Annotated in this window: 11 protein-coding genes; 5 read left to right on the top strand and 6 right to left on the bottom strand. The window is 71.4% G+C overall.

The window, feature by feature from the left end; all coding sequences use genetic code 11:
- Positions 1–312: 312 nt before the first annotated feature.
- From G4D87_RS24655 to mdoH, 3 genes are read left to right on the top strand one after another with little or no spacing between them, the layout of a single operon-like run.
- A complete protein-coding gene (locus G4D87_RS24655) occupies positions 313–1,848 on the top strand; it encodes an OpgD/OpgG family glucan biosynthesis protein (protein WP_240358564.1) in 1,536 nt (511 codons plus the stop codon).
- Positions 1,836–2,339 (top strand): hypothetical protein, encoded by a 504-nt coding sequence (locus tag G4D87_RS24650; RefSeq protein ID WP_163784662.1) that lies wholly within the window; start codon positions 1,836–1,838, stop codon positions 2,337–2,339. Before G4D87_RS24655 ends, G4D87_RS24650 begins: the two co-directional genes overlap by 13 nt.
- A gap of 41 nt (positions 2,340–2,380) precedes the next feature.
- Positions 2,381–4,414, top strand: coding sequence for a glucans biosynthesis glucosyltransferase MdoH (gene mdoH / locus G4D87_RS24645; RefSeq protein WP_163784661.1), 2,034 nt, complete (start codon positions 2,381–2,383; stop codon positions 4,412–4,414).
- A 12-nt stretch (positions 4,415–4,426) separates the two neighbouring features.
- Here mdoH and G4D87_RS24640 read toward each other — a convergent pair whose 3' ends face one another.
- Positions 4,427–5,737, bottom strand: a complete 1,311-nt coding sequence (locus tag G4D87_RS24640) for a M18 family aminopeptidase (protein WP_205507708.1) — start codon at positions 5,735–5,737, stop codon at positions 4,427–4,429.
- Positions 5,738–5,793: 56 nt separating this feature from the next.
- A complete protein-coding gene (locus G4D87_RS24635) occupies positions 5,794–6,594 on the bottom strand; it encodes a hypothetical protein (RefSeq protein ID WP_163784659.1) in 801 nt (266 codons plus the stop codon).
- An 86-nt stretch (positions 6,595–6,680) separates the two neighbouring features.
- Between G4D87_RS24635 and G4D87_RS24630 the strand changes: the two genes are divergently transcribed.
- Positions 6,681–7,406 carry a hypothetical protein gene (locus G4D87_RS24630; RefSeq protein ID WP_163784658.1) on the top strand — a complete coding sequence of 242 codons (726 nt, stop codon included), beginning with the start codon at positions 6,681–6,683 and terminating at the stop codon, positions 7,404–7,406.
- Positions 7,407–7,475: 69 nt separating this feature from the next.
- On the opposite strand, the gene G4D87_RS24625 is transcribed toward G4D87_RS24630, so the two are convergent.
- Both G4D87_RS24625 and G4D87_RS24620 read right to left on the bottom strand, forming a co-directional pair.
- Positions 7,476–8,414: an acyl-CoA dehydrogenase family protein gene (locus G4D87_RS24625; protein ID WP_163784657.1), complete on the bottom strand. Its 939-nt coding sequence runs from the start codon at positions 8,412–8,414 to the stop codon at positions 7,476–7,478.
- 156 nt (positions 8,415–8,570) lie between these two features.
- Positions 8,571–9,209: an SET domain-containing protein gene (locus G4D87_RS24620; RefSeq protein ID WP_163784656.1), complete on the bottom strand. Its 639-nt coding sequence runs from the start codon at positions 9,207–9,209 to the stop codon at positions 8,571–8,573.
- Positions 9,210–9,304: 95 nt separating this feature from the next.
- Between G4D87_RS24620 and G4D87_RS24615 the strand changes: the two genes are divergently transcribed.
- Positions 9,305–9,679 carry a DUF423 domain-containing protein gene (locus G4D87_RS24615; protein ID WP_163784655.1) on the top strand — a complete coding sequence of 125 codons (375 nt, stop codon included), beginning with the start codon at positions 9,305–9,307 and terminating at the stop codon, positions 9,677–9,679.
- Between the two features lie 7 nt (positions 9,680–9,686).
- Here the strand turns inward: G4D87_RS24615 and G4D87_RS24610 are convergent, their stop codons facing one another.
- Entirely contained in the window at positions 9,687–9,995 is a 309-nt protein-coding gene (locus G4D87_RS24610; protein ID WP_163784654.1) for a hypothetical protein, read from the bottom strand.
- Positions 9,996–10,102: 107 nt separating this feature from the next.
- A partial coding sequence (locus tag G4D87_RS24605; RefSeq protein WP_240358563.1) for a 1-phosphofructokinase family hexose kinase occupies positions 10,103–11,071 on the bottom strand: 969 nt, incomplete at its 5' end.

The raw sequence follows: 11,071 nt of genomic DNA, 5'->3' as shown, positions 1-11,071 counted from the left end.
CCCCTGACCGCTGGGCAGGGAACCGTCCACAGGAGGCATGCGCGGAGTGTGCTTTCCGTGACTTCCCAGTGACACGCTGCTCCCAACCCTCCGGAATCCCAGCGTTTTCATGACGGCGGATTCGAGCCTGCGGGGCTGGTACGCAGGTTGCTGAGGCACTGACGCGCCGCACCGCGAGTCCACGCGGAGCGTGCGGTCGGGCGAGGTCCGGGACACCGGAGCCGTTCGGCGGAACCTCTCGCTCGGAGGCGCTCGGACGTGACGTCGTTGCGGCAGAAAGCGTTGAAGCGGGGTGCGCCGTGGCTGTGTGCCATGGCGGTGGCGTCGAGCGGCGCCGCCATGGCGGCCGCGCCGGCCAAGGCCCAGAGCGCGGCCACGAAGGGCACGACGGCCTTCTCCACGCAGACGGTGGTGGAGCGCGCGCGGACGCTGGCGGCCAAGCCCTACCAGGCGCCGCCGAAGTCCCTGCCGAAGGCGTACACGCAGCTCAGCTACGACCAGTACCGCGACATCCGCTTCCGTCCGGAGCGCGCGCACTGGCGCGACGCGGGCCTGCCCTTCCAGGTGCAGCTCTTCCACCCGGGCTTCCTGTTCCAGTCCCCGGTGGTGATGAACGTCGTGGAGGCGGGCCGCTCGCGGCCGCTGCGCTTCTCCCAGGACCTCTTCAGCTACGGCAAGGTCGTCAACAAGGCGGCCCTGCCTCGCGGCGGCGTGGACGGCTTCGCGGGCCTGCGCTTCCACCACCCGCTCAACCGCCCGGACCTCTTCGACGAGCTCGCGGTGTTCCAGGGCGCCAGCTACTTCCGCTCGCTGGGCCAGGGCAACCTCTACGGCCTCTCCGCGCGGGGCATCGCCATCGACACCGCGCAGCCGAGCCCCGAGGAGTTCCCGGAGTTTCGTGAGTTCTGGCTGGAGCGCCCGGCCTCCGGCGCGGACCAGGTGGTGGTGCACGCGCTGATGGACGGCCCCAGCATCACCGGGGCGTACCGCTTCACCATCACCCCGGGCGCGAACACGGTGATGGAGGTGCAGGCCACCCTCTTCTCGCGCCGCACCATCGACAACCTGGGCGTGGCGCCGCTCACCAGCATGTACCTGTTCGGTGAGAACGACCGCGCGAAGTTCGACGACTTCCGGCCGGAGGTCCACGACTCGGACGGCCTGCTGGTCTGGTCCAGGGACGGCGAGCAGCTGTGGCGCCCGCTGCAGAACCCGCGGCAGGTGCGCACCTCCAGCTTCCGCGCGGAGACGCCGCGCGCCTTCGGCCTGCTGCAGCGCGACACGGCCTTCCACAACTACGAGGACCTGGAGGCCCGCTACGAGCGCCGCCCCAGCGCGTGGGTGGAGCCCGTGGGCGAGTGGGGCCCCGGCGCGGTGCGGCTGGTGGAGATTCCGACGCCGGACGAGACGCACGACAACATCGTCGCCTTCTGGGTGCCGGACGCGCCGCTCACCCCCGGCACGCCGCTGCGCGTGGCCTACCGCCTGCACTGGGGCGCGAAGTCGCCCTGGGAGCACACGGGCGGCGTCGTCACCTCGACGCGCATCACCTCCGCCATCACCCCGGGCATGCCCGTGGGCGAAGGCGTCACGCCGGCCACGCGCCGGTTCATCCTCGACTTCTCGCGCACCGCCCGCGCCGAGGACGGGCCAGTGGAGGCGGTCATCACCGCGGCCAAGGGCCAGGTGCTGCGCTCCACCATCCAGCGCCATGAACCCTCCGGTGGCTGGCGCACCACCTTCGAGCTGGAGCCCGAGGGCACCAGTGAACCCATCGAGCTGCGCGCGTTCCTGCGGCGCGGTTCCGAGACTCTCACCGAGACCTGGAGCTACCTATGGATTCCGTGACGACGCCGAACACCTGCCCCTCCGTGACGACCGACTGGGTCCGCCCGGAGACGTGCGTGGCGCTCGACGCCTTCTTCCAGGGCTTCGGCTTCGAAGCCGCCGAGGACCTGGCCGCGCTGGCCGCCTGGGCGCTGGAGGGTGTCACCGCGTCCAACGTGAAGCCGCAGGCCGCCGTGGCCCTGGCCCGTGCCCGCGTGGAGACGTGGCTGACGCGCGTGCTGGACATGGACGTGGTGGGCGAGGGCCGGCTGCTGACCCGTGGCCGCGCCGCCTTCGTCCTCAGCGACGGCGCGCGCTTCGGCGCCACCGTGCTCACCCGGGACGCGGTGCCGCGCGAGCTGTCCCGCGCCCTGCGCGCCGCGGTGCCGGTGCCGGTGCCGGCGCAGGTCGCCACGCTGATGCCGGAGCAGCAGCTCGTGCTGTGGCCGCTGGGCGAGCGCCTGCGCCGCTGGCTGCGCGCCGGCCAGCCGGACATGTCCATCTCCCGCTGACGTCGCCTCCCGCTCCGGGAGATTCCTCGCGAGGTTCCGCCATGCACGCTCATTCGTTCTCCCCGGAGAGCGCCGGCATCCGGCGCCTCTTCGTCCTGGGCCTGGCCGCCGTGTCCACCCTGGTGGGCACCTGGGAGATGCACCGCCTGCTGAGCGCGCGCGGAACCACCGTCCCCGAAGGCGTGCTGCTGGTGCTCTTCGCGCTGTGCTTCGGGTGGATTGCCCTGTCATTCTGGACGGCGGTGGCGGGGTTCCTCCAACTCGCCGTGAGCAAGCGGCTGCCCGGCCTGCGCTGGCCCACGGCGGAGGAGTCCGCCACGCGGCTCACCGCGCGGACCTCTGTCGTGATGCCGGTCCACAACGAGGACCCGGCCTCCGTCTTCGCCAACGTGCAGGCCACCTACGAGTCCGTGGAGGCCACCGGGCAGTTGGACGCCTTCGACTTCTACATCCTCAGCGACTCCACCCGCCCGGAGGCCTGGATTGCCGAGGAGCTCGCCTGGGCGGACCTGTGCCGCCGCGTGGGCGGCCAGGGGCGCATCTTCTACCGGCGCCGCACGGACAACACCGGCAAGAAGGCCGGCAACCTCCAGGACTTCTGCGAGCGCTGGGGCCGCCACTACGACTTCACGATTGTGCTGGACGCCGACAGCCTGATGGACGGCCGCACGCTGGTGACGATGGCGCGGCTGATGGAGCTCAACCCGCGCGCGGGCATCCTCCAGGCGCCGCCGCTGAACGTGGGCCGCAGCACCCTCTTCGCCCGCCTGCAGCAGTTCGCCGGGCGCGTCTACGGCCCGGTGGTGGCCGCGGGCGCGGCGGCGTGGCAGCTGGGTGAGTCCAACTACTGGGGCCACAACGCCATCATCCGCACGGAGGCCTTCATCCAGCACTGCGGCCTGCCGGTGCTCCCCGGGCAGCAGCCCTTCGGCGGCCACATCCTCAGCCACGACTTCGTGGAGGCCGCGCTGATGCGTCGCGCCGGCTACACCGTGTGGCTGGTGACGGAGCTGGGCGGCAGCTTCGAGCAGCCCCCGCCGAGCCTGCTGGACTACGCGCAGCGAGACAGGCGCTGGTGCCAGGGCAACCTCCAGCACCTGAGCCTGGTGGCCGCGGGCGGCCTGCACCCCATCAGCCGGGGCCACTTCCTGATGGGGGTGATGTCCTACGCGGCGTCCCCGCTGTGGCTCCTGTTCCTGATGTCCGGGCTGATTGCCGGCCTCTACGACGGGTGGCTGTCCTTCTCCAACCCGCACCTGCTGGAGGACCTGGGCCCGGAGGCGCTGGCGTTCGACACCACGGGCGCGGTGCGGCTGTTCTCCGTGTCCATGGCCATGCTGTTCGCGCCCAAGTGCTTCGGGCTGCTGCTGGCGCTGGCCAGCTCGCGGGACTCGGCGCGGATGGGCGGCCGGCTTCGGCTGGTGCTGAGCGTGGTGCTGGAGAGCGTGCTGGCCACGCTGATGGCGCCGGTGATGATGCTGTTCCAGTCGCACTTCGTCTTCGGCACGCTGCTTGGCTACAAGGTGACGTGGTCCAGCCAGCAGCGCGACGACGCCGACCTGCCCTGGTCCGAGGCCGCCCGCCGGCACGCGGTCCACACCACCGTGGGCGGGGTGCTGTCAGCGGTGGCGTTCTTCCTGTCGCCCGGGCTGCTGCTGTGGCTGTCGCCCGTCGTGGCCGGCCTGCTGCTGTCCATCCCCCTCTCCGTCTTCACGTCCCGCGCGTCGCTGGGGCTGTGGCTGGAGCGGCTGGGCCTGCTCGTCATCCCCGAGGAGACGGAGCCGCCGCGCGTGCTGGAGCGGGCGCAGGAGGTGGCCGAGGAGCACGCGCTGGAGCCGGTGCGGGACGCGGTGGACCACGTCCTCTCCGACGCCAAGGCGCACGCGCTGCACCTGGCGCTGCTGGAGTCCCAGCCCTCGCCGGCCGCCGTGCCCATGGCGCTGGCCTCCGCGCGGCGCAAGCTGCTGGGTGACGACGTGGAGCCGCTGTCTCCGCCGGAGAAGACGGCGGTGCTGCTGGACGCGCACACGCTGACGGAGGCCCGCGAGCGCCGGCTGACGCTCGCGGTCTCCTGAGCGGCCGCGGGACTACGCGAAGAGGCGGCTCAGCACGGCCACCATCTGCGCCACGTCGGTGGCGCACGCCATCTCCCGGATGGAGTGCATGGACAGCATCGGGTTGCCCACGTCCACCGTGCGGATGCCGAGCTGCCCCGCGGAGATGGGGCCGATGGTGCTGCCGCAGCCCAGGTCCGTGCGGGTGACGAAGTGCTGCGGCGTCACACCGGCCTCGCGGCACAGCGCCGTGAAGAAGGCCCACGACTCGCCATCCGTGGCGTAGGACTGGTTCACGTTCGACTTGATGACCGGGCCCGCGCCCATGTGCGGCTGGTGCTTGGGCTCGTGCATGGACGCGTAGTTGGGGTGGATGGCGTGCGCCATGTCCGCGCTCACCAGGAACGAGTGCGCGATGGCGCGGTGGAACGCGTCCGGCTTGCCGTCGGAGTGCGCCAGCGTCAGGCGCTCCAGCAGCGTGCGCAGGAAGGGAGACGCGGCGCCCTGGGCGCTGCGGCTGCCCACCTCCTCGTGGTCGAACAGGATGACGCCGCTGGTGGCCTCGCGCGAGGCGCTGCTGGAGAGCAGCGCGGACAGGCTGGCGTGGCAGCTGGCCAGGTTGTCCAGGCGCGGCGCGTGGAGGAACTCGCCGTGCGCGCCCGAGCGGATGGACGGCTGCAAGTCATAGAGGCACAAGTCGTAGCCGAGGATGTCCGCCGCCTGCGCCTTCACGCCGCCCTTGGCCAGCTCCTCCAGCAGCAGCCCGTGCAGCTCCGCGGCGCCCGCACGCTCCAGGCCCAGCACCGGCACCATGTGCTCCTGCGCGTTCAGCTTGACCCCCTCCGAGTTCACCCCGCGGTTGAGGTGGATGGCCAGGTTGGGCACGCGCAAGAGCGGCCGGCGGAAGTCCACCAGGTGCCGCTGGGGGCGTCCCTCCACCATCACCATGACGCGGCCGGCGAGCGACAAGTCGCGGTCCGTCCAGGTGTGCAGCAGCACCCCGCCGTAGATTTCCACGCCGAGCTGCTGGTAGCCGTTCTTCGTCACCGCCGCGTTCGGCTTCACCCGGAGGTTGGGAGAGTCCGTGTGCGAGCCCACCAGCCGGAAGCCCGCCCGGTCCACGGGCTGGGTGCCGAGGTGGAAGGCGGCAATGCTCGTGTCCCCCCGGGTGATGAACACGCGGGCGCCGGGCTCCAGCGTCCAGGGCTCGCGCTCGTCCAACTGGCGGTAGCCCGCCTGCGTCAGACGGCGGGCCGACTCGCGCACCGCGTGGTACGGCGTGGGCGAGGCGTCGATGTACTCGAGGAGGTCTCCGGCCAGGGCGTCGGTGTCGGTGGGGCTCATAGGGCGCCCCAAGCTAACGCCGTCCGGCCTCACCGCCACTCCCGAAAGTCACCGGCCTACCGGGCGGGCGGGCGTTTCTCCGGAGCCCGTGCGGGGAGAATGGTGGTCGCGGGCCGGGCCCCCGGGGCCGCGTCCAGGAAGGTGCCCAACAGCACCCACCGGCGGGACGCCGCCTCCTTCCCCTTCCGGGCCAGCAGCGGCGTCGTGTAGTGCCAGAAAGGCAGCCGGTACACGGTGATGCCGCCCACGGTGCTGACGCGTGTCAGCTCCGTGAAGTGCCCGTCCTGGGCATAGACGAGGTACTGGTGGTCCACCCCCGGCAACGTGAGGCTGATGTGCATGTCCACGTAGCCGTCCCGGGCCTCGGGCTCCTCCGGGTGGTGGTCGTTGTGGGGCCCGGAGTAGTCCCCCGGCCCGTAGCACAGCGCCTGGATGCCCCACTTGCGCCGCAGCGCCCGGCCCGTCACCGCGGCGGCGAACCCGGCGAAGGTGTCCGAGCGCAGCATGTCCGTGAGCCCCACGGACTCCGCCGCGCGCCACGAGCGGGAGCGGCGGCTCTCCAACATCGCCGTGCTCACCCGCACCGTCTTGGGCAGCAGCTCCATGTAGTTCAGCGTCTGCCCGGAGATGGAGTCCGCCGGAATCGGGTCCTCCATGGGCACCATCGTCTCGCGCATCGCGGCGTCCAACGCATCGCGACATGCCGCGGCACGGCGCGCGTCGATGACGCCCTGGAGCGACACGAAGGGACGCGCCGGGTCGAGCAGCGCGCCCACCACGTCACGCGCCTTGCCGTCGAGGATGCGGCGGCCTCGGGGGGTCAGCCAGTCAGCGAACTCTTTGGGAAAGGCCTTCATCGCGGTGGAACATAGCGCCCCACGCAACCTTTACAGCCGACTTGCGATAATCACCGACAAGCTGATTTTCCTGGAGCCCCCTGGCCATGTCCCGCATCGACAGCCGCCCCCGCGTCATCTCGAACCCCTCCACCGCGCCCGAGCGGGCCCAGCCGGAGGCTCGGCAGGCGGCCAACGTGGCCCGTGCCACCGCTGTCGGCCACACGCAGGTGAACTCCTTCGAGTCCGCGGCCCGGGCGCGCCCGACCGTGGCGGCGCAGCCGATTCCCGGCGCGTGGCGTGGCGGCCCGGACACCGAGGTGGGCCGCGCGGTGCAGTCCATGGTGTCGCGGCTCCAGTCGAACCCGGACGCGAACAACATCACCATCAAGGGTGACACCGCGGCCAGCCTGTTCAGCCGGGCCATCCTCGACAGCAAGCACGTGACGAACGAGCAGCTCATCGCCATGGCGAACGTGCCGCTGGAGAGCCTCGCCAGCGACGAGAAGACGAAGGCGAAGGTCTACAAGAAGGTCCCGAACGTGCGCGACCTGCCGGTGCACAAGTTCACCGTGGCGATGATGTCCGCCGCGACGGGCATCGACCCGCAGAAGCTGTCCGAGGCCGTGCCGGACCTGGGCCTGACGGGCGCCCCCAACACGCCGCTGCTCTACGCGGCCAAGGGTGAGGGCATGCAGCGCTCCACCGCGCTGCACGACTTCACCGACTACCTGCGCGGCGCGGGCATCAAGGGCCTGAACAAGGCCGTGTGGGGCGTGGAGAACCGCGTCCTCTCCGCCATCGTCTCCGCCGTGGGCGGCGGGCGCTACTGAGCACCGTCACCGCTCAGCGGTAAGCACCGGGGCCGGGCACTCCTTCGTGGAGTCCCGGCCCTTCGTTTTTCAGGCGCCCTGCCCTTCTTCCTGGAGGCGCTGCCGGGCCGCCACCAGCCGCTTCGCGCGCACCTTGCCGGCGACGCCCAGCAGCACGCGGTCGCGAGTCCAACGCGCTTGGGTGACCGCATCCGTCGCGGCCCAGAGCGGCTCGCACCGCTCCAGCACCGCGCGCTTCGTCAGCGCGAGCCCGCCGCCCAGCGCCACGTGCGTGGATGCCGCCGCCGGGTCCAGTTGAGCCAGTCCTCGCATCATCACCGCCAGGGCGAGCAGTTCCTCGCGCACGTCGTCCGGCCAGCCGCCGCGGCGGCCCACCTGGAGCAGCCAGCCCAGCATCGCGAGCTGGACGTGGCAGTCCTCCACCGTGCGGAAGGGCTTGAGGTAGCGCGCATAGCCGTCTCCGGGCAGCACGTCCTCCGGTGCCACCGCCACGTCCTCCAGCGACAGCTCCGCGTGCGGCACCTCGGGGATGAAGGGCAGCTCCGGGAGCGCGCTCAGCCGCACGCCAGGCCGCTTCGCGTCCACCACCACCATGCGCAGGCGGTTGCGGCCCTGGGCGCCCTGCCCCTCCGACGCCACCACCAGCAGCAGCTCCGCGCGCGTACCCAGCGTGACGAACGTCTTGGTGCCCGACAGCCGCAGGCCCGCGCCGGTCTCCGTCAGCCGTGTCTCGATGGCGTTGGGATGCGCGCCGCCCGGCTCCGTGGCGCACAGGGCGATGGGCCGATCCGCCGGGAGCTCCGGGAACAAGCACCGGTGCGCGGCGTGGTAGCCGGACGCGAAGGCGAACCCCAGCCGGTCAGCGACGAAGCCCCCGGCCAGCGCCAGGTCGGCGGGCGCGGTGAAGCGGGAGGACAGCTCCAGGTGACGCCGCCACCAGTCGTCCACGGAGTCGAGGACGGTGGGCTCGGCGGACTCGGTGAGCAGGAAATGGAGGACGTCGTTCACGCCTCGCAGTCTACGCCGAGACGCGCCTGTCCCGGACGATGGGCCTCACCGATATCGGACACCTCACCAGCCCCCCACTCCGTCGACGAAGCCCCAAGTCCTTCGCAGGAGGTCAGGCCCTCCCTCATGGGGAGGGCGCTGCCCCCGCGAACAGGTTCAGCTCGCGCGCTTGCGGCTGGGCGACTTCGTCCGCTTCGTCGACTTGCGGGTGTCGGCGGAGGACTTCTTCCCCGCAACCTTCTTGGCCCCCGCGTCCGTCTTGCTCCGGGACTTGGACTTCGACACGGCCTTCCCTGCGGGCTTCTTCCGGGCTGGCGCCTTCTTCTCCGGGGCCAGGATGGTGCCCCGGCAGTTGGGCGCGCCGCAGCGGCAGACGTAGAGCGCCTCGGCGTCCGGGCCCATGTCCTCGGTGCGCTCGTAGCCGTAGTCGTACACCAGCTCATCACCGGGCTCGATGGTGGTGAGCGCGTAGATATAGATGTGGCCCTTGTCGATGAGGGCTTCGCAGTTGGGCGCGCACGAGTGGTTGATGTAGCGCGCCTCGTTGTGAATCGTCCCCGCGTCCAGCACCGTCCGCTTGTCGAGATTGAACAGGAACGTGTGGTGCCGCGCCATCGCCTCGTCGTCGTAGCGGACGTCCGCCTCCGCCTGGGTGATGCGCTCACCGAGGTACTCGATGATGCGCGTGCCCTTGCGGATGCGGCGGATGGCGAAGGCGCCCAGGCCCTGGATGGAGGACGGGTGCAGCTCGAAAGGAAGCGGCTTCGTGGAAGGAATGAAGTTGGGTGAGGTCATTCTGTTGTGAGCGCCCCAGGTGTTGATGTCGGCCAGGACGCTCCGGCTGCGGCGGTGTAGCGTGCACCAGTCCGAACCACGATGAAAGGTGAACGATGATGCGGTGGTGGCTCGTCCTGGGTGCCGTGAACGCGTTCCTCTCCGTCAGCGCGGGGGCCTTCGGCGCGCATGCGCTGCGAAGCCGGCTGCCTCAGGACCTCCAGGTCATCTTCGAGACAGGCGCGCGCTACCACATGTACCACGCGCTGGGACTGGTGGCCGTGGGCCTGCTGGGCCACTTCCGCCCCTCGGCCCTGCTCAACGGCGCCGGCTGGGCGATGCTGGTGGGCATCGTCTTGTTCTCTGGCAGCCTCTACGCGCTCGCGCTCTCCGGCGTGCGCGTGCTGGGGGCCATCACCCCGCTGGGGGGCCTGGGCTTCCTCGCCGGCTGGCTCCTGTTCGCGGTGGCCGCCTGGCGCACCACGAGCTGAGCCGCGCTCACTCCCTCCAGGACGGGGGCAGTGGGTAGTACCGGTCGAGGTCATCGTGGCTGACGAAGCCACACGCCTCCCGCTGCACCATGAAGCACCAGCGCTGGTGCTCGGCTTCCTTGCGCAGGGCCTGGTGGCGGGCAATCCGCGCGCGCCGGTCGGCGGTCGGGTGGGACCTCAGCTGACGTTCCACCGCGGACAGCTCCCGCAGCGTCTCCTCCAGCTTCATTTCCAGTTTCCGGAGCGAGGAGGCCTTCTCACTCTGGAACTCGGCCTCTAGCGCCTGCAGTGCGTTCGAGCGGTCTTGGAAAGCCATGCCCGTCGAATTAACACCCAGACCCTCCCGCCGCATGCGCTTGCCGGCTCCCGCCGCTTCCACTCCAGGGAAGGGACAAGCCCACCTTCCCACGGCGGCCGGGAGGCCTACGGACGCGGCACCGGCTCCGCCTTCACCTGGGCGAAGAGCCACTCCACGTCCGCCCGGCAACACAGGTCCGTCCCCTGGGTGAGCAGCGCGGCCGTCCCGGAGGCGATGCCCCAGCGCAACGCGTCCTGCGTGGACTGGCCTCGCGCGAGCGCAAGCGTCATCCCCGCGACAAAGCTGTCCCCCGCGCCCACGGAGCTGCGCGTCTGCACCGGAGGCGGCGTCGCCCGGAACTGGGCGGTGCGCGTCGTCACCAGCGCGCCGTCCGCGCCCATGGACACCGCCAGCACTTCGGCGCGGCCCTGGGCCACCAGCTCGCGGGCCGCAGCGGCCTGGGTGGCGAAGTCCTCCGTTGACACGCCGCTCAAGTCCCGCAGCTCGCGGCGGTTGGGCTTGGCCATGAACACGCCCTCTTCCAGCGCGGCCCGCAGCGGCGGCCCGTTGGTGTCCACCACCACGCGCACGCCCAGGCGTTTCCCCAGCCGGGCCACGCGGGCATAGAAGTCCTCCGGCACGCCGGGCGCCAGGCTGCCGCTGGCGACGATGAAGGCCGCGCCCACGGCCACGTCCTCCAGCGCGTCCAGGCAGCGCTGCCACTCGAGCTCGGACAGCGTGGGCCCCGGCAGGATGAAGCGGTACTCGCGCGCCCCCGTGCCCTCCGCCACCGTGAAGCTCTCCCGGGTCGCGTCCCGCAGCGGCACGGAGCGGCGCAGCAGCCCCTTCTCCTCCAGGAGCTCCTCCAGCAGGCTCCCGGTGGCCCCGCCCCGCGTGTAGACGGCGATGGACTCACCGCCCAGCTCCCGCACCACCCGCGCCACGTTGATGCCGCCCCCACCCGGGTCCCTGCTCACGGGGCCACAGCGCAGCTTGTGCTCCGGGGTGACCTCCGGCACGGACGTGGCCACGTCGATGGCCGGGTTGAGTGTCAGGGTGACGATGTGCGGCATCGCGAAGGGCCTCCTGGGTGC

This window comes from Myxococcus vastator, from assembly GCF_010894475.1.
Lineage (GTDB): Bacteria > Myxococcota > Myxococcia > Myxococcales > Myxococcaceae > Myxococcus > Myxococcus vastator.
The sequence above is the reverse complement of the archived record's forward strand: the minus strand, read 5'-3'. Positions and strand labels throughout refer to the sequence as shown.